Here is an 18,882-nt window from a genome sequence, read left to right as displayed (position 1 = left end):
CGATGACGCGGGCCAACGACCTCCGCTGCCGGCCGCTGTCCCCGGTCCGTGTCGCCTGTCTGGCGGCGATGGGTCTGGCCGCGGTCCTGGCGCAGACGCCGGCCGCCGCCCAGGATGACGGCACCAGCGCCGCGGGCACGCGCAAGGGCATCGCGTTCACGCCGCGTGTCAGCGTCTCCGAGACCTGGACCGACAACCTGGCGCTGTCGCCCGACAACTCGCGCGATCGCGCGTTCATCACGACGGTGTCGCCCGGTCTGACCATCTCCAGCACCACCGGCGCGATCCGCGGCAGCTTCGACTACACGCTCGACGGCATCGTCTACACGAAGAGCGACCGCGACGCGCGGCTGCAGAACCAGCTGAGCACCCGCGTCACGGCGGAACTGGTGCAGTCGGCGCTGTTCGTCGACGTCACCGGCAACATCAGCCAGCAGACGGTCTCGGCCTTCGGACAGCAGTCGCCGGACGGCACGCTGGACAACCCCAATCGCACGGAGACGCGCACGCTGCAGGTCTCGCCGTACTGGCGCGGCCGGCTGGGCAGCTTCGCGGGCTTCGAGCTGAGGGCGATGGGCCAGATGCGCGATTCCAGCGAGGGCGGCACCGGTGCCGCCGGCGGCAGCGGCAACAGCAAGGAAGGCGCGTTGTCGCTGAACCTGTTCGGTCCCGCCGGCCGCGAACTCAACTGGGGTCTGAACACGTCGACGTCGCGCATGCACTTCGAGCAGACCGGCATCGACTACCGCACCACCAGCGTGATCGCGTCGCTGAACTGGGTGCCCGACGTCGACTGGGGCGTCGGCCTCACCGGCGGTCGCGAGCGCAGCGACTACTTCGGACCCGAGACGACCTCCGTCTACGGCGCCAACCTGCGCTGGTCGCCGGGCCCGCGGACCAAGTTCGCCGCCGACTGGCAGCACCACAGCTACGGCAACAGCCACAACCTGAGCTTCGAGCACCGCATGGCGCAGTTCTCGGTGCGGGCCAACAGCAGCCAGAGCGTCAGCACCGGCGAGACGCCGACCCAGGCGACCAACTACCAGCTGCTGGATCTGCAGTTCGGCAGCCTGGAGCCCGATCCGGTCAAGCGCGACGCCTTCGTCCGCGGGCTGCTGGCCGCGCTGGGCCTGGACCCGAATTCGTTCAGCGGCGCCGGCTTCCTGAGCAACACCGCGTCGCTGCAGCGTCGCAGCGACCTGTCGCTGATCTGGACCGGACCGCGCATGACGGTCACGCTCAGCGGCAATGACAACAACAGCCGCCGCCTCATCAACTCGCCGCTGGGCGTGGGCAGCGGCGACCTGTCGCTGACAGACCGCGTGCGCCAGCGCGGCGCGACGGTGTCGGTGGGCTATCGGCTCACTCCGCTGGCCAACGCCAACGTCAGCTACTCGCGGCAGAACTCGCGCGGCGACGGCGGCGTGGGCGGCAACGACATGCGCACGCTGACCGCCAACGCCACCTACCGGCTGGGCCCGCGCACCGACGCGGCCTTCGGTCTGCGCCAGACCAGGTTCGACGACACCAGCCTGTTCGCCACCAGCTATCAGGAACACGCGATCTACGCATCGCTGACCCAGCGCTTTTAAGCAGTCACCGACATGTACGAGGCCTTCTACGGGCTGGCCAGCAAGCCGTTCCAGCTCAGTCCCGACCCCAGCTTCTACTTCGGCAGCAAGCAGCATCGCCGCGCCAAGGCCTACCTCGACTACGGGGTGCTGCGCAGCGACGGCTTCATCGTCATCACCGGCGAGATCGGCGCCGGCAAGACGACGCTGGTGCGCGGGCTGCTGGACAGCCTGAACCGCAGCAACGTCGTCATCGGCAACATCGTCACGACGCAGCTGGACGCCGAGGACACGCTGCGCCTGGTCGGCGCCGCCTTCGGCGTTCGGGTCAAGGACCTGCCCAAGAGCGAAGTGCTGATGGCGCTGGAGGCCTTCTTCGTCAGCGAGGCCAGCCGCGGCAAGCGCTGCCTGCTGATCGTCGACGAGGCGCAGAACCTCACCGCGCGCGCGGTCGAGGAACTGCGCATGCTGTCCAACTTCCAGTTCGGCAACCAGTCGCTGGTGCAGACCTTCCTGGTCGGGCAGCCGGAGTTCCGCGGCATCCTGCAGCGGCCCGAGATGGAGCAGTTCCGCCAGCGCATCGCGGCGAGCTGCCACATCGGTCCGCTCGACGAGGAAGACACGCAGCGCTACATCGAGCACCGGCTCAAGTGCGCCGGCGCCGCCGACAAGCCCAGCTTCGACGCCGACGCCTTCACCTCGCTGCACCGCGCCAGCCACGGCATTCCGCGCCGCATCAACACCTTGTGCGACCGGTTGCTGCTGCTGGGCTTCATGCACGAGAACCCGCACCTGACCGCGGCCGACGTGGAAGAGGTCGTGCAGGACCTGTCCGCCGAGTCGGCGTCCGCGCCGGCGCCGGCGGTGCATGGGTCCGAGATCAACGGCCATGCGTCCGAGGGCGACCTCGCGGTCGACCTGGACCTGACGCGGCTGCGTTCGCGCGTGGCCGGCGGCGGGCTGAACGGAGAACTCGGCGCGTTGGCCGACGGACTCGCGGGCCTGAACCTGGACGGCCAGGAGACGCGCCTGCAGCGCATCGAGGACAGCCTGATGCGCCTGGAACGGATCAACCAGCAGACGCTGGCGCTGCTGCAGAAACTCGTGGGAGCGATGCGATGAACAAGATCCGCAACGCGATGAGCATCGACGTCGAGGACTACTTCCAGGTCTCCGCCTTCGCGCCCTACATCGCCCGTGGCGAGTGGGACGCGCGCGAGTGCCGCGTCGAGCGCAACATCGCGCGCATCCTCGATCTGCTGGACGCCAAGAGCGTCAAGGCCACCTTCTTCACGCTGGGCTGGATCGCGCAGCGTTATCCGCAGATCGTGCGCGAGATCGTCGCGCGCGGGCATGAACTGGCGAGCCACGGCTTCGGCCACGAGCGCGCCAGCGACCTGGACCGCGCCGCCTTCCTGAAGGACGTCGGCGACGCCAAGGCGCTGCTCGAGGACCTGGGCGGCGTCGAGGTCAAGGGCTACCGCGCGCCCAGCTTCTCGATCGGCAAGGACAACCTCTGGGCCTTCGACGTGCTGGCCGAGTGCGGCTACCGCTACAGCTCCAGCGTCTATCCCATCGAACATGACCACTACGGCATGCCCGATTCGCCGCGCTTCGCCTACGAGGTGCGCCCGGGCCTGATCGAGGTGCCGGTGACGACGCTGCGCTGGCGCGGCAAGAACTATCCGAGCAGCGGCGGCGGCTGGTTCCGGCTGCTGCCCTACGGCGTGTCGCGCTGGATGATCGAGCGCTTCAACCGCATCGAAGGCCGCAGCGCGGTCTTCTACTTCCACCCGTGGGAGATTGATCCGGAACAGCCACGCATCCCCGGCATCGACGCGAAGACGCGCTTCCGCCATTACGTCAACATCGGCCGCACCGAGTCGCGCATCGAGCAACTGCTGGGCGACTTCGCCTGGGCGCGGATGGACGAGATCTTCCTGCCGCAGGCCGGCACGGACCGGCTGGCGGCATGAGCGCGGCAGCACCGTCGATCCCGGGCGTCGCCACGGACGTGGCCGCGCCGACCGCCGTCGGCGCGGCCGCGGCGGGCCAGCTCGAGGTCCGTCAACTCGACATCGCGGACAGCGCGACCGCGCGGCGCTGGGACGAGTTCGTCCGCGGTTGCGCCTCCGCCACCTTCTTTCACCTGTCCGGCTGGCAACGCATCATCAGCCGTCAGTTCAAGCACCGGTGCTTCTTCCTCTACGCCGAGCGCGACGGCCGCATCGAAGGCGTGCTGCCGTTGGCCCAGGTCAAGAGCCGCCTGTTCGGCCATGCGCTGGTGAGCCTGCCCTTCGCCGTCTACGGCGGCGTGGCCGCGGACAGTGCCGAGGCGGCCGACCATCTCGAACAGCGGGCGCAAAGCCTGTGCAAGACCCTGGATCCCGACCACCTGGAGTTCCGCAACGTCCAGCGCCGTCACGAGGACTGGCCGCACCAGGACCTCTACGTGACCTTCCGCAAGGAGATCCTCGAGGACGAGGAAGCCAACATGCTGGCCATCCCGCGCAAGCAGCGCGCCATGGTCCGCAAGGGCATCAAGAACGAATTGAAGGCGGAGATCGACCGCGACGTGTCGCGTTTCTTCGCGCTCTACGCGGACAACGTCCATCGCCACGGCACGCCCGCGATGCCCAAGCGCTACTTCCAGGCGCTGCTGGACGAATTCGGCGACGCCGCCGAGGTGCTGATCGTCAGCAGCCCGCAGGGTCAGCCGCTGTCCGGCGTGCTGAGCTTCTACTTCCGCGACGAGGTGCTGCCGTACTACGCCGGCGATGCGGTCGCCGCGCGCGACCTGGCCGCCAACGACTTCAAGTACTGGGAGCTGATGCGTCGCGCCTGCGCCCGCGGGCTCAAGGTCTTCGACTACGGCCGCAGCAAGCAGGGCACCGGCAGCTATTCGTTCAAGAAGAACTGGGGCTTCGAGCCGACGCCGCTGCATTACGAGTACTGCCTGTACCGGCGTGACGGCGTGCCGCAGAACAACCCCAGCAACGCCAAGTACCAGCTCATGATCAAAGCCTGGCGCAAGCTGCCGATCGCCGTCGCCAACTGGCTCGGTCCGCACATCGTGCGCAGCCTGGGCTGAGGACGACGCATGGCCAACATCCTCTACCTGGTCCACCGGCTGCCGTATCCGCCCAACAAGGGCGACAAGCTGCGCTCGTACCACCTGCTCAAGCACCTGACCGCGCATCACAAGGTCTGGCTGGGCACCTTCGTCGACGACGCCGAGGACTGGGCCCACGTGCCCGCGCTGCAGGCGCAGTGCGAGCAGCTCTTCGCCGCCGACCTCAACCCGCTGCTGGCGCGTGTGGCCAGCCTGCGCGGCCTGGCGACCGGCGAGGCGCTGAGCCTGCCGTACTACCGCCACCGCGCGATGCGTGACTGGATCGCGCAGATCGCCAAGACGCAGCGCTTCGACGCGATCGTCGTTTTCTCGTCGACGATGGCGCAGTACGCCGAGCAGCTGCGGGCCGTCGCCGGCCCGGTGCCGATGCTGATCGACTTCGTCGACGTGGACTCGGCCAAGTGGACCGACTACGCCAAGGCCAACCGCTGGCCGATGTCGTGGCTGTACCGGCGCGAGGGCCGCGAACTGCTGGCCTACGAGCGCCGCGTCGCGGAACAGGCCCGCTGCTCGTTCTTTGTCACCGAGGGCGAGAAGGCGCTGTTCCAGCGCCTGTCCGCGACCGGCGCGCCGGTCGAGGCGCTGGGCAACGGCGTCGATAGCGGCTACTTCGCCCCGCTGCCGCAGCAGGCGAATCCCTTCGCGGCGGACGAGCTGCCGCTGGTCTTCACCGGCGCGATGGACTACTGGCCCAACGTCGATGCGGTGCAGTGGTTCGCGGCCGAGGTGCTGCCGCAGCTGCGCCAACGCTGGCCGACGCTGCGCTTCACCATCGTCGGCCGCGCGCCGACGCCCGCGGTGCTGGCGCTGGCGGGCGACGCGGTGCGCGTGACCGGCACGGTGCCCGATGTGCGGCCCTACCTGCAGCACGCGGCGGCTGTCGTCGCGCCGCTGCGCCTGGCGCGCGGCGTGCAGAACAAGATCCTCGAGGCGATGGCCGTGGGCCGGCCCGTCGTGGCGGCGCGCAGCTGCGTCGAGGCGCTGGGCGCCGACGGCGTGCTCGCCGGCCAGGACCTGCTCTCGGCCGACAGCGCCGCCGACTACCTCGAACTGGTCCACGCGCTGCTCAGCGCGCCCACCCGCGCGCAGGCGATCGGCCAGCAGGCGCGCGAACGCGTCCTGCGCCAGTTCAGCTGGCAGGCGCACCTGGCCAAGCTGGACGGGTATCTGCCGCAAGGACAAGCGGCATGAGCGCGCGCAGGGCCGCCCCAAGCAAGCTCAGCGTCCCCGCGGGGGACCGGCTGCGGCTTGCCGCAGACGAGGGGGCAACACTGCGCGCGCGCAGGGCCGCCCCAAGCAAGCTCAGCGTCCCCGCGGGGGACCGGCTGCGGCTTGCCGCAGACGAGGGGGCAACACTGCGCGCGCGCAGGGCCGCCCCAAGCAAGCTCAGCGTCCCCTCGGGGGACCGGCTGCGGCTTGCCGCAGACGAGGGGCAGCAATGAGCGCCACCACCCCGTCGGCGCTTCAGCAGCGCGGTGTCCCCGATGCCTGGCGCCGCCCGCTGGCGGTGCTGGTGCTGCTCGTCGTCGCGTTGCTGCTGCTGTACCGGCAGACGGCGCTGGGCATGGTCACGATCTGGTGGCGGTCCGGCACCTTCACGCATGCCTTCCTGGTGCCGCCGATCGTGCTGTGGCTGGCCTGGCGCCGCCGCGGGATGGTCGCGCCGCTGACGCCGCGGCCGGTGCCGTGGCTGGCGCTGCCGCTGGTGGCGCTCGGCGCGGTCTGGCTGTTCGCCGACTTCGCCGCGATCAACGCGGTCACGCAGTTCACGCTCGTCGCCATGCTCGTGCTGCTGGTGCCGGCGGTGCTGGGCTGGCGCATCGCGCGCGAGATGGTCTTCCCGCTCGGCTTCCTGTTCTTCTGCGTGCCGGTCGGGGAGTTCCTGTTGCCGCAGCTGATGGACTGGACCGCCAAGTTCACCGTCGTCGCGTTGCGGCTCAGCGGCCTGCCGGTTTACCAGGAAGGCCTGCAGTTCATCATCCCGAGCGGCCAGTGGTCGGTCGTCGAGGCCTGCTCCGGCGTGCGCTACCTGATCGCGTCGGCGATGGTGGGCACGCTGTACGCCTACATCAGCTACCACTCGAACCGCCGTCGGCTGGGCTTCATCGCCTTCGCGCTGGCGCTGCCGCTGGTGGCGAACTGGGCCCGGGCCTACCTGATCGTGATGATCGGCCACCTGTCGGGCAACACGCTGGCGGTCGGCGTCGACCACCTGATCTACGGCTGGCTGTTCTTCGGCATCGTGATGCTGGCGATGTTCCTCATCGGCGCACGTTGGGCGCAGCTCGAGCTGCCGCTGGTGCCGCCGCCGCGCGATGTCGCGCCGGCCGCGACCGGTGCGGGCTGGCTGGCGGCCGTCGCCGTGCTGCTCGCCATTGCGCTGCCGATCACCGCCGGCGTGCTGCTGCGCCAGGGGCACTCGGCGCCGATCGCCGCGCTGCCCGCCGTGTCCGCGGAGCCGGGCTGGTCGGACCAGACCGTCCCGTCCGACGCCTGGGTGCCGGACTTCGAAGGCGCCAACGCCGCGCTGCACCAGGAGTTCACCGGCCCGGCCCAGGTCGGCGCCGCGAAGCCGCGTGTCGGGCTGCACCTGCAGTACTTCCGCGATCAGGACTACGAACGCAAGCTGGTCAGTTCCAGCAACGCCGTCGTGGCCGCCGAGGACAAGCACTGGGCCGTCACCGGCCGCGGCCAGGCCGCGTTCTCGCCAGTCACCGGCGTCTCGGCGGCGCCGGTTCCCGTGCTGACCACGCAGGTGCGCGCCTCGTCGCTGGACGCGGTGACCGCGCCGCGGATGCTGGTGTGGCACGTGTACTGGATCAACGGCCGGCCGATGACGAGTGCCTGGCAGGCGCGCGTGCGCGGCGCGCTGGAGCGGCTCCAGGGCCGCGGCGACGACGCGGCCCTGGTACTCGTCTATACCGAGGCTGACGAGCTGGCGCCGCAGCGGCTGGATCTCTTCCTGCGTCAGCACTGGGGCACGATCGATGGCGAACTCCGCCGCGTGCGCGACGGCGGCGCACGGGGCGCGCCTTCGACGACGCCAACGACGCCAACGACATTGACGCCCTCGTCGCCAGGGGCGCCGACATGAGCGCCGGCCTGAGCGTCGAGCGCGCGCTCGCGGCCGCGGACGAGCGGCCGCTGGTGCTGCACGTGATGTACCGCTTCGACACGGGCGGTCTCGAGAACGGCGTGGTGAACCTGATCAACCACATGCCGGCCGACCGCTACCGGCACGCGATCGTCGCCCTCACCGAAGTCACCGATTTCCGCAAGCGGCTGCAGCGCGACGACGTCGAGTGCTTCGCCCTGGACAAGCCGCCGGGGCAGGGCTTCTGGCTCTATCCCAAGCTCTACCGGCTGTTCCGTGCGCTCAAGCCGGCCATCGTGCACAGCCGCAACCTGGCGGCGCTGGAAGTCCAGCTGCCGGCCTGGGCCGCGCGCGTACCGGTGCGCATCCACGGCGAGCACGGCCGCGACGTCGGCGACCTCGACGGCCGCAACCGCGCCTACCAGCGCGTGCGGCGCTTCTACAAGCCCTTCGTCTCGCACTACATCGCGCTCTCGCGTGACCTCGGCGACTACCTGACCGGTCCGGTCGGCGTGCCGCCGGCGCGCGTGAGCCAGTTCGTCAACGGCGTCGACACCCTGCGCTTCCAGCGCCAGCAGGTCGAGGCCATCCCGGGCTGCCCCTTCGATCCCGCCGCGCACTGGCTGATCGGCACCGTCGGCCGCATGGCGCCGGTGAAGGACCAGCTGATGCTGACGCGCGCCTTCATCGCGCTGATCGACCAGGCGCCGGACCTGCGCGCGCGTGCGCGGCTGGTGCTGATCGGCGAAGGTCCGCTGCGGGCGCAGTGCCAGGTCTTGCTCGACGAGGCCGGCCTGAGCGAGCTCGCCTGGCTCCCGGGCGAACGCACCGACGTGCCGGCGGTGATGCGCGGACTGCACGTCTTCGCGCTGCCGTCGCTGGCGGAGGGCATCTCCAACACCATCCTCGAGGCGATGGCCAGCGGGCTGCCGGTGGTTGCGACCGAGGTCGGCGGCAACGCGGACCTCGTCACGCGCGACGTCAGCGGGCTGCTGGTGCCCGCGGCGGATCCCGCGGCGATGGCCGCGGCGCTGCTGCGTCTGGCGCGCGATCCCGAAGGTGCGATGGCGATGGGCGAGGCCGGCCGCGCGCGGGTCGAGCAGGATTTCAGCATGCGTGCCATGGTCGCTCGGTACCAGGGCCTGTATGACACGCTGCGCGGCCACAATGCCGCCAGCCACAAGAACTGACACGGGGTACGACCATGTGCGGAATCAGCGGACTTTTCGATACCCGGGGGCGGCGCGACTTCGATGGCGCGCTGATGCATCGCATCAACGACTCGCTGCACCACCGCGGCCCCGACGAAGGCTCGATCCACCTGCAGCCCGGGCTGGCCTTCGGCCACCGCCGGCTGTCCATCATCGACATCGCGACGGGCCAGCAGCCGCTGTTCAACGCGGACCATTCGGTGGGCATCGTCTTCAACGGCGAGATCTACAACTACCAGCAGCTGACCGACGAGCTCACCGCGCTGGGCTACCAGTTCCAGACGAAGAGCGACACCGAGGCCATCGTGCACGCCTGGTCCGCCTGGGGCGAGGCCTGCGTGCAGAAGCTGCGCGGCATGTTCGCGTTCGTGATCTGGGACAAGGCGCGCGACCAGCTCTTCATGGCGCGCGACCGGCTCGGCGTGAAGCCGATGTTCTACGGGCTGCTGGACGACGGCACGCTGGTCTTCGGCTCCGAGCTGAAGGCGCTGCTCGCGCATCCGGGCATGAAGCGCGACATCGTCCCGCAGGCGGTGGAGGAGTACTTCGCGCTGGGTTACGTCGCCGAGCCGCGCACCATCTTCCGCCAGGCGCTGAAGCTGCCGCCGGCGCACACGCTGGTGATCCGGCGCGGCGAGCCGCTGGGCCAGCCGCGCCGCTACTGGGACGTCAGCTTCACGACCGACAGCAAGATCGACGAGGTCCAGGCGCAGGAAGAACTGACCCGCCGCCTGCGCGAGTCGGTCAAGCTGCGCCTGATCGCCGAAGTGCCGCTGGGCGCCTTCCTCTCGGGCGGCGTGGACTCGAGCGCGGTCGTGGCGATGATGGCCGGCGAGACCAACGGGCCGGTGAAGACCTGCTCGATCGCGTTCGACGACCCGCAGTACAACGAGTCCGAGTTCGCGCAGAGGGTGGCGGACCGCTATCAGACCGAGCACCACGTCGAGACCGTCCAGAGCGACGACTTCGACCTGATCGACACGCTGGCGCGGCTCTACGACGAGCCTTATGCCGACAGCTCCGCGATCCCGACCTACCGCGTCTGCCAGCTCGCGCGCAAGCACGTGACGGTGGCGCTGTCGGGCGACGGCGGCGATGAGAGCTTCGGCGGCTACCGCCGCTACAAGCTGCACATGATGGAAGAGCGCATGCGCGCCAGCCTGCCGCTGGGGCTGCGCAAGCCGCTGTTCGGCACGCTGGGCCGGCTCTATCCGAAGGCGGACTGGGCGCCGCGCGTGTTCCGCGCGAAGACGACCTTCCAGGCGCTGGCGCGCAACTCGGTGGAGGCCTACTTCCACACGATGTCCGTGATCCGCGACAACGAGCGCATGCCGCTGTACAGCGCGCGCTTCAAGTCGGAACTCGGCGGCTACAACGCGCGCGACCTGTTCCTGCAGCACGCCGAACGCGCCAACACGGACGATCCGCTGGCGCTGATCCAGTACATCGACACGCACACCTACCTGGTCGGCGACATCAACACCAAGGTCGACCGCGCGTCGATGGCGCATTCGCTGGAAGTGCGAGAGCCGCTGATGGACCACCCGCTGGTCGAGTGGCTGGCGACGCTGCCGTCCCACCTGAAGCTGCGCGGCGGCGAGGGCAAGTACCTGTTCAAGAAGACGCTCGAGCCGCACCTGCCCAACGACGTGCTGTACCGGCCCAAGATGGGCTTCGCCGTGCCGCTGTCGCGCTGGTTCCGCGGACCGCTGCGCCAGCGCGTGCGCCACTCGCTGCTGGGCGGGCCGCTCGCGGATTCCGGCATGTTCGACCTGAAGACCGTCGGCCAGATGGTCGAGCAGCATGAGAACGGCAGCCGCGATCACAGCACGCCACTGTGGACGCTGCTGATGTACGACGCGTTCCTGCGCAACGTGATGGGCGCGACCTCGATGCGCGAGGCGGCGTGAAGATCCTCTACCACCATCGCACCGCGTCCAAGGACGGCCAGGCGGTCCACATCGAGGAGATGATCGGCTCGCTGCGCGCGCTCGGCCACGAGGTGCGCGTGGTCGCGCCCGGCGGCGAGTCGGCGCCCGAGGACAAGGCGAAGATGGGCGACGACACCGGCTGGGTGCATCGCCTGCGCGCGAAGCTGCCCAAGTTCGTCTACGAACTGCTGGAGCTGGCGTACTCGCTGGTGGCGTACCGGCGACTCGCGGCGGCGGCCCGGGACTTCCAGCCCGACCTGATCTACGAGCGCTACAACCTCTTCCTGCTCAGCGGGCTGATGCTCAAGCGGCGCCTGCGCGTGCCGCTGCTGCTGGAGGTGAACGCGCCGCTGGTCGACGAGCGCGCGAAGTTCGGCGGCCTGGCCCTGCCGCGCATCGCGCGCTGGGCCGAGGACACCGTCTGGCGCGGCGCCGACGCGGTGCTGCCGGTGACCCAGGTGCTCGGCGCGATGGTCGGCGCGCGCGGCGTTCCGCAGGAGCGGCTGGTCGTGATCCCGAACGGCATCAACGAGGAACACTTCGACGCGGCGCCGTCGTCCGAGGCGGCCAAGCGCACGCTCGGCTGGGACGGCGCGCTGGTGCTGGGATTCACCGGCTTCGTGCGCGACTGGCACGGCATGGACCGCGTGATCCGCTGGATGGCGACGGACGCGGCGCCCGCCAATGCGCGGCTGCTGCTGGTCGGCGACGGGCCGGCGCGGGCTGACCTCGAGGCGCTGGCCGGCGAGCTGAAGCTCGGCAAGCGCGTGCGCTTCACCGGCGTCGTCTCGCGCGACGCGGTACCCGCCTACGTGGCCGCCTTCGACATCGCGCTGCAGCCGGCGGTGGTCGCCTACGCGTCGCCGCTCAAGCTCTTCGAATACCTGGCGCTGGGCAAGGCCATCGTCGCGCCGAACCAGCCCAACATCGAGGAAGTGCTGGACGACGACCTCAACGCCTTGCTGTTCGATCCGGCGCAGGCCGGCGCGCTGGAAGCGCTGCTGGCGCGGCTGGCGTCGGACGAGGCGCTGCGCCGACGTCTGGGCGAGGGCGCGCGTGCCACGATTGGTCGACTGCAGCTGACCTGGCACGGCAACGCCGCGCGCGTTGTGGCGCTGGGCCGGGCATTGAAGAGCGGGCAGGGCGCTCGCGAGGCGCAGCAGGCTGCTCACGCGGCCATCGCCCCGCGCGCCGTCACGTCCGCCATCACGCCCGCCGTTGAGGCCGCCACCGCGGCGACGTCCCGCGCCGAGGACGCGAAGGCCTGAGCCATGCTGAAGCTGCTGACCTTCTCGACGCTGTACCCGAGCGCGGTGATGCCCAGCCACGGCATCTTCGTGGAGACCCGGCTGCGTCACCTGGTCGCGTCAGGGCAGGCTGAATCCCGCGTCATCGCGCCGGTGCCGTGGTTCCCGCTCAAGGGCGAGCGCTTCGGCGAGTACGGCAAGTTCGCCGCGACGCCGGCGCGCGAATCGCGGCACGGCCTGGACATCACGCATCCGCGCTTCGTGCGGCTGCCCAAGGTCGGCATGAGCAGCGCGCCGTACACGCTGGCCTGGACCTTCCTGCGCGCGGCGCGGCAACTGCAGGCGACGGGCTACGACTTCGACCTGATCGACGCGCACTACTTCTATCCCGACGGCGTCGCCGCGGTGATGGTGGCGCGGGCGCTGAACAAGCCGGTGGTGATCACCGCGCGCGGCACCGACATCAACCTGATCCCGCAGCACGCCTTCCCGCGCAAGCTGATCCTGCGCGCGGCGGCGCAGGCCGACGCGATGATCACCGTGTGCGAGGCGCTCAAGGACGAGCTGGTCGCGCTGGGCGCGGACGCCGCGAAGGTGACCGCGCTGCGCAACGGCGTGGACCTGACGCTCTTCCATCCCGCCGGCCGCGACGAGGCCCGCGCCGCGCTGGGCCTGGCGGCCGGGCGCTTCACGCTGGCCTCGGTCGGTCACCTGATCGAGCGCAAGGGCCATGAGCTGGTCATCGGCGCCCTCGCTGAACTGCCCGACGTCGATCTGCTGATCGCCGGCACCGGTCCGGAGGAGGGCGCGTTGCGCCGCCTGGCCGAATCGCTGGGCGTGGCGTCGCGCGTGCGATTCCTCGGCGCGCTGCCGCAGGCGCGCCTGCGCGAGGTCTATGCCGGCGTCGACGCGCTGGTGCTGGCGTCGAGCCGCGAGGGCTGGGCCAACGTGCTGCTGGAGGCGATGGCCTGCGGCACGCCGGTGGCGGCGTCCAATGTGTGGGGCACGCCCGAGGTCGTGGCCAGCCCCGAAGCGGGCGAGCTGATGCCCGAACGCACCGCGTCGGGCGTGGCCGAGGCCGTGCGCCGCCTGCGCGCGTCGCCCCGCGACCGCGCGTCGACGCGGCGCTACGCCGAGCGTTTCAGCTGGGACGCGACGACGCAGGGCCAGCTCGACCTGTTCCACCGCATCCTGGCCGCGCGGCGGTCGCCGGAGCTGCGCCATGCGTGACCTGCTGATGCTGGGCCTGTTCCTGGCCCTGATCTACAAGACCTTCAAGGACCCGATGTGGGGCGTGCTGGGCTGGGTGTGGATGGGGGTGATGAACCCGCACCGCCTGGCCTACGGCTTTGCGCACGACGCGCCATGGTCGATGGTGATCGCGCTGGCGCTGTTCGCGAGCCTGATGGTGCACCGCGACAAGCTGGTGAAGTTCCCCGTCAATGCGGTGACCATCCTGCTGTCGATCTGGATCCTGTGGATCGGCGTGTCGCCGCTGCTGTTCTCGTTCTACCCGGACAAGGAGATGCACTTCTGGTCGCGCGCGTTCAAGGTGCTGCTGATGGTGCTGGTGTCGCTGCTGGTGGTGAAGCGGCGGCGCGACCTGGACTGGCTGGTGCTGGTGCTGGTGATCTCGATCGGCTACTACGGCATCAAGGGCGGCGTGTTCACGGTGCTGTCCGGCGGCTCGGCGCGGGTGTGGGGGCCGGAGGGCTCGTTCATCGAGGACAACAACTCGCTGGCGCTCGCGACCATCATGACGGTGCCGCTGATCCGCTACCTGCAGCTGCAGGCCACCAAGCGCTGGCAACGCCACCTGGCCACCGCGGCCATGCTGCTGTGCATGGCGTCGGCGGTGGGGTCGCAGTCACGCGGCGCCTTCCTCGCGATCGTGACGATGTCGTTCTTCATGTGGATGAAGAGCCGCAACAAGCTGCCGCTGGCCCTGGTGGTGCTGGTGGCGCTGCCGCTGATCTTCGTCTTCATGCCGGAGAGCTGGACCAGCCGGATGGAGACCATCAAGACCTACGACCAGGACTCGTCGGCGATGGGGCGGATCAATGCGTGGCAGATGGCCTGGCGGCTGGCGATCGACCTGTTCCCGTTCGGCGGCGGCTTCACGGTCGCGGGGCCGGCGGTGTTCGCGAAGTACGCGCCCGATCCGTCGGTGCCGCTGACGGCGCACAGCATCTACTTCCAGGCGATGGGGGAGCACGGTTTCCTGGGCCTGGCGATTTTCGTCGGCATCTTCGCCACGACCTGGCGGCTGGCGAGCGCGACCATCCGGACCGCCAAGGACCTGCCCGAGCTGCAGTGGGCGCGGGACCTGTCGGCGATGTGCCAGGTCGGGCTGATCGGCTACGCGACCGGCGGGGCGTTCCTGAGCCTGGTGTACTTCGACCTGCCTTACTACCTCGTGCTGATCGTGGTGGTGGTGAACCGCGTCGTCGTCGCGGAGGTGGCGGGGCGCAAGCAGGCCGCCGTCGCGGCGGGGCAGGCGCCGCGGGACGTGCACTCGCCGTACTGGGGAGGCACCTGATGCTGGCGTCGCTGAGCCTGCTCGGCTGGCCGCGCGGCGAGCCCGCGCTGAGCATCCTGATCTACCACCGCGTGCTGCCCGCGCCGGACGCGATGCGGCCGGGCGAGATCGACGCGGCGCGTTTCGAGGCGCAGGTGTCGTTCCTGGCGCGGCACTTCACGCTGATGACGGTGAGCGACGCGGCGCTCGCGCTGCGCGAGGGGCGCCTGCCGAAGCGCGCGGCGTGCATCACCTTCGACGACGGCTATGCGGATAACTGGACGGTGGCGCATCCGATCCTGGCGCGGCACGGCGCGCGCGCGACGGTGTTCATCGCGACCGGCTACCTGAACGGCGGCCGCATGTTCAGCGACACGGTGGTCGAGTTCGTGCGCCTGGTGCCGGGACCGGTGCTGGACCTGTCGGCGGTCGGGATGGGCGTGCATCCGGTCGCGACGACCGAGGAACGTCTGAAGGCGGTGTCCGCGCTGCAGGTGCAGCTGAAGTACCTGGCGCCGGACGAGCGCGAGGCGCAACTGCGCCGGATGCTGGCGGCGCAACCGGTCGGCGCGATGCCGGACGACCTGATGCTCACCGACGCGCAATTGAAGCAACTGGCCGACGCGGGCCACGAGATCGGCGGTCACACGGTGGACCACACGGTGCTGACGACCTTGTCGCCCGACGGCGCGCGCGAGCAGGTGCAGGCGGGACGCGACCACCTCGCGGCGCTGTTGGGCCGGCCGGTGCGCAGCTTCGCGTACCCGAACGGAAGGCCGGCGCGCGATTACGACGCGGGTCACGCGGCGATGCTGCGGGATCTCGGCTTCGAGGCGGCGGTCAGCACCGCGCCCGGCGTGGCACTGCCGGGCGCCGATCTGTTCCAGCTGCCGCGCTACACGCCGTGGGGGAACTCCACCGCGATGTTTGCCGCGCGGATGATGCGCAACGCGCGCATGGGCGGACCGGCAGCGGTGGTCTGAGCACGCGCGGCACCTCCGTGTGCCGCTGCGGATCGTCGATTGCCGAACGCAAAAGTTCTAGGAATGGAACTTCGGTTGTCTGTGGACAAACACCCCCAAAAGATTCCCGCCAGTTCGTGGGCGCGGCGCAACGACTGACCCCGTTTCGCCGGCCCCGTTGAATTTCGACGTGTTCGGACGGGCTAAGAATTTGTGGTCTGGAGGTGATCCATGCTTCAAATTCCGCTCCCGGTCAGTCAGTGCGTTCCGGAATCTTCCGATCTCGACATTGACGACTCGGGTCTGCTCTTTCCCCGTCGTCAGTTGGCGTCCCAGATCGCGAATGACCTGATGTCGCGCCCTCGCGAGTCGGGATTGCTGCTCACCGGTCCACGTCGCACCGGCAAGACCACATTCGTCCGCGAAGATCTGCTCCCGACGCTGTACGCCGAGCACGACGTACACGTCGTCCATATCGATCTGGCGGCCTATCGGAATGCGGAGCCCGGACAGGCGATCCTGCACGCGCTGAGGACGGAGCTGCAGCGCTTCGATGGCGTGGTTTTGCGCGCGGCTCGGAGCCTCGGGCTCACGAACATCCGGTTGGGCGGCCTCGAGATGAATGTGGCCCAGGCCCAGGCGGTCTACACGGACGGTGTGCTCGACGTGCTCAAGGCGCTCTCGCAGAAGGCCGGGAAGCGCCTGGTCATCGTCATGGACGAGGTGCAGCGCAGCCAGTCCACGGAGCACGGGCGCAACGTGCTCTTTGCCCTCATGCGCAGTTCGGACCACCTGAACATCGGCCGAGGAACCGGCGTGCGCGTCGTGGCGACGGGATCGCACACGCACAAGCTGAGGAAACTGCTGTCCTCCAAGGAAGAGGCGTTCTACGACGCCACGGTGCGGGATCTGCCCCATCTCGGAACCGGGTTCGTCTTCTGGCTCAGGGAACAGTTACCGGGCCTGCTGAGGCTGAACCCGGAACTGATGGTCAAGGGCTTTGAGCTGCTGCTGCATCGTCCTCGCGAACTGATGGATGTCTGCAGGCAATTGGGAGAGTCCGACATCCGATCGGAAGGCGCGGTCGATCAACTGTTCCAGTTGCTGGTCGCTGATCGTGCTGCCGAGGGAAAGGGTGAGTTCGTCGCGAAGCTTCGATCGCTCGCCGACCTGGAACTGGCGTTGCTGCGTGTGATGGCGGAAACCGGGCCTCGCTTCTCGCCGCACGCCACGTGGTGCCGTCGACGCACCGCGGCAGTCCTGGAGATGCTGCTGGGTGTTCCCCAGGCCCCGGATCCTGCGCGGGAGGACATCGAGTCGGCCCTCGACGGACTGGTGGCTCGCGGCATCATCTGGCGCGGCCTGGGCTTCGCCTTCGAGAACCGGCGCGCCGCGGATTGGCTGCTGTCGCTGGATCCGATCATGGACTTTCGAGGGGACCCGGACGACGTGTCGCCACCCGTCCTGACGGGGCAGCCCCCGGACTTCCCTGTGCTGGTGTCGTGACGTCCGGCGGCCCGAAAGTCCGAGAGTCCGAAAGGCGGCAGACTCAGACGCGGTAATTCGGCCGCCGCCCCCTGAGCCACTGCTCCAGCATCATCAGGATCCACACCATCTCGCCGTAGTACCCGGGGTGTTCCGGCAGCCGATCCTTGAGCAGGCTCTGGATGAACTGCGGGCGGACGATGCCGCGCGTGGCCAGGCTGCCGAGCGAGTCCTCCGCCAGCGCGCGCAGGTTGGCGTCGCGCGTGGCCCAGACACCGAAGGGCAGGCCGAAGCCCTGCTTCTTCTTGACGATGATCTCGTCGGGCAGGAAGCCGCGCAGCGCTTCCTTGAAGAACCAGCGCAGCTGCAGCCCCTTGAGCTTGTAGTCCGCCGGCAGCCGCTCGGAGAAGGCCAGCAGTTCGTCGTCCAGCATCGGGAAACCGACCGAGGTCCCCGCCAGCCGCGTCGTGCCCACGACCTTGGGCAGGTCGGTGTCCGCCAGCGTGTAGCGCCAGTCGAAGGCCAGCATCCGGTCCACCAGCTTGCCGGTCTTCAGCCCGCCCCACACCTGGCGCTGCTGCTTCTGCGGTCCCAGGGGATCCACGCGGCGCAGGAAGTCCGTCTCCAGCACGTCCGCCATACCCAGCCGCGTCAGCAGGTTGTAGCTCTGCAGCCGGTCCGGCATCGGCACCCGCGCCTGGTCGATGTAGCTGGCGCCCTTCTTCAGCAGCGGCAGCTTGCCGATCGGCGAGCCGAACACCGGCTGCAGCACGAAGTCGCGCAGCGGACCCGGCACGTTGCCGTACCAGGAGAACACCGTCTGCTTCGCATACCGCGTGTTGCCGCCGAAGAGCTCGTCCCCGCCATCGCCGGCCAGCAGGTGCCGCACGCCGTTGTCGTGGGCCCGGCGCGCGCAGTAGTAGGCCGGCAGCGCCGAGCTGTTGCCGAAGGGCTGGTCGTAATGCGTCGCGACCTTGGCGATCCCGTCGACCAGGTCCTTCGGCGTCACGTAGTACTCGTGATGCCGGCAGCCGAAGTGCTTGGCCGCGATGCGCGCGAAGGCCATCTCGTCGTAGCCCTCGGCTTCGAAGCCGATCGAGTAGGTGTCCGCCGGCCGCCCCGCCACGCGGCTCAACATCCCTGCGACCGTGGAGCTGTCCGTGCCGCCGCTCAGGAAGCAGGCCGCGTCCGGCGCGTGCATCGCCCGTTGCACGGAGCGCTGCAAGATCTCCTTGAACTCGACCTTCAGGTCCTCGAGCCGGGGCGACGGATCGGCGCGGAAGGTCGGCGTCCAGTACGGCGTCACGCGCAGCTCGCCGCGCTCGAAGATCGCGACGTGCCCCGGAGGCAGCCGGAAGATGTTGCGGAACACCGTCCGCGGCGACGGGATGACGTGGAAGTAGAGGTAGTCGAACAGCGCCTGCGGGTCGAGGTCGACGTCGTCGCCGGCCAGGTCGTCCGCGCGGGTCGCGAACTGCAGGTCGTGCCCGACGATGCGGTAGCACAGCGGCTCGATGCCGAAGCGGTCCGTCGCCAGCAGCGTACGCCCGCCGGGCTGCCGCCATGCCACCGAGAAGCGTCCGCCGACCTGCGCCAGCGCCGGCGCCGGATCGGTCGCCGACAGCAGCGTCTGCCACGCGGCGTCGCGTTGCGCGGCCGGGACGTCGGCGGAGAGACCGGGCAGCACCGGTTGACCAGTGGAAAGAAAGGTGGCGGTGCTCGTCGTCATC

Annotated in this window: 14 protein-coding genes; 13 read left to right on the top strand and 1 reads right to left on the bottom strand. The window is 69.6% G+C overall.

Annotation, left to right across the window (positions count from 1 at the left end):
- Window positions 1-2: 2 nt before the first annotated feature.
- The 13 genes from AC1VNM_RS12205 (at window position 3) to AC1VNM_RS12145 (ending at window position 17,173) form a co-directional block, all read left to right on the top strand.
- Window positions 3-1,592 (top strand): TIGR03016 family PEP-CTERM system-associated outer membrane protein, encoded by a 1,590-nt coding sequence (locus AC1VNM_RS12205; RefSeq protein WP_483107087.1) that lies wholly within the window; start codon window positions 3-5, stop codon window positions 1,590-1,592.
- Window positions 1,593-1,604: 12 nt separating this feature from the next.
- Window positions 1,605-2,693, top strand: a complete 1,089-nt coding sequence (locus tag AC1VNM_RS12200) for an XrtA/PEP-CTERM system-associated ATPase (RefSeq protein WP_483107086.1) — start codon at window positions 1,605-1,607, stop codon at window positions 2,691-2,693.
- The gene (locus AC1VNM_RS12195; RefSeq protein WP_483107085.1) at window positions 2,690-3,547 is read left to right on the top strand and encodes an XrtA system polysaccharide deacetylase; all 858 of its coding nucleotides are present in this window, start codon (window positions 2,690-2,692) and stop codon (window positions 3,545-3,547) included. Before AC1VNM_RS12200 ends, AC1VNM_RS12195 begins: the two co-directional genes overlap by 4 nt.
- Window positions 3,544-4,662 (top strand): FemAB family XrtA/PEP-CTERM system-associated protein, encoded by a 1,119-nt coding sequence (locus tag AC1VNM_RS12190; protein ID WP_483107084.1) that lies wholly within the window; start codon window positions 3,544-3,546, stop codon window positions 4,660-4,662. Before AC1VNM_RS12195 ends, AC1VNM_RS12190 begins: the two co-directional genes overlap by 4 nt.
- A gap of 9 nt (window positions 4,663-4,671) precedes the next feature.
- The gene (locus AC1VNM_RS12185; protein WP_377153405.1) at window positions 4,672-5,895 is read left to right on the top strand and encodes a TIGR03087 family PEP-CTERM/XrtA system glycosyltransferase; all 1,224 of its coding nucleotides are present in this window, start codon (window positions 4,672-4,674) and stop codon (window positions 5,893-5,895) included.
- A 247-nt stretch (window positions 5,896-6,142) separates the two neighbouring features.
- Complete coding sequence (gene xrtA, locus AC1VNM_RS12180; RefSeq protein WP_483107083.1) at window positions 6,143-7,798, top strand: exosortase A; 1,656 nt, start codon at window positions 6,143-6,145, stop codon at window positions 7,796-7,798.
- The gene (locus AC1VNM_RS12175; RefSeq protein WP_483107082.1) at window positions 7,795-8,988 is read left to right on the top strand and encodes a TIGR03088 family PEP-CTERM/XrtA system glycosyltransferase; all 1,194 of its coding nucleotides are present in this window, start codon (window positions 7,795-7,797) and stop codon (window positions 8,986-8,988) included. Before xrtA ends, AC1VNM_RS12175 begins: the two co-directional genes overlap by 4 nt.
- A gap of 14 nt (window positions 8,989-9,002) precedes the next feature.
- The gene (locus tag AC1VNM_RS12170) at window positions 9,003-10,919 is read left to right on the top strand and encodes an XrtA/PEP-CTERM system amidotransferase (RefSeq protein WP_483107081.1); all 1,917 of its coding nucleotides are present in this window, start codon (window positions 9,003-9,005) and stop codon (window positions 10,917-10,919) included.
- The gene (locus AC1VNM_RS12165; protein WP_483107080.1) at window positions 10,916-12,208 is read left to right on the top strand and encodes a glycosyltransferase family 4 protein; all 1,293 of its coding nucleotides are present in this window, start codon (window positions 10,916-10,918) and stop codon (window positions 12,206-12,208) included. The genes AC1VNM_RS12170 and AC1VNM_RS12165 overlap by 4 nt, the downstream gene beginning before the upstream one ends.
- 6 nt (window positions 12,209-12,214) lie before the next feature.
- Window positions 12,215-13,417 (top strand): glycosyltransferase family 4 protein, encoded by a 1,203-nt coding sequence (locus tag AC1VNM_RS12160; protein WP_483109270.1) that lies wholly within the window; start codon window positions 12,215-12,217, stop codon window positions 13,415-13,417.
- Window positions 13,410-14,726 carry a putative O-glycosylation ligase, exosortase A system-associated gene (locus AC1VNM_RS12155; protein WP_483107079.1) on the top strand — a complete coding sequence of 439 codons (1,317 nt, stop codon included), beginning with the start codon at window positions 13,410-13,412 and terminating at the stop codon, window positions 14,724-14,726. Before AC1VNM_RS12160 ends, AC1VNM_RS12155 begins: the two co-directional genes overlap by 8 nt.
- Window positions 14,726-15,688, top strand: a complete 963-nt coding sequence (locus AC1VNM_RS12150; protein WP_483107078.1) for a polysaccharide deacetylase family protein — start codon at window positions 14,726-14,728, stop codon at window positions 15,686-15,688. Before AC1VNM_RS12155 ends, AC1VNM_RS12150 begins: the two co-directional genes overlap by 1 nt.
- 210 nt (window positions 15,689-15,898) lie before the next feature.
- Window positions 15,899-17,173, top strand: coding sequence for an ATP-binding protein (locus AC1VNM_RS12145; RefSeq protein ID WP_483107077.1), 1,275 nt, complete (start codon window positions 15,899-15,901; stop codon window positions 17,171-17,173).
- Between the two features lie 43 nt (window positions 17,174-17,216).
- On the opposite strand, the gene AC1VNM_RS12140 is transcribed toward AC1VNM_RS12145, so the two are convergent.
- On the bottom strand, window positions 17,217-18,881 hold the full coding sequence (locus tag AC1VNM_RS12140; protein ID WP_483107076.1) for an asparagine synthetase B family protein: 1,665 nt from the start codon (window positions 18,879-18,881) through the stop codon (window positions 17,217-17,219).
- Window position 18,882: the final 1 nt, after the last annotated feature.

The organism is Mitsuaria sp. MSU3D, assembly GCF_056867975.1.
The sequence above is the reverse complement of the archived record's forward strand: the minus strand, read 5'-3'. Positions and strand labels throughout refer to the sequence as shown.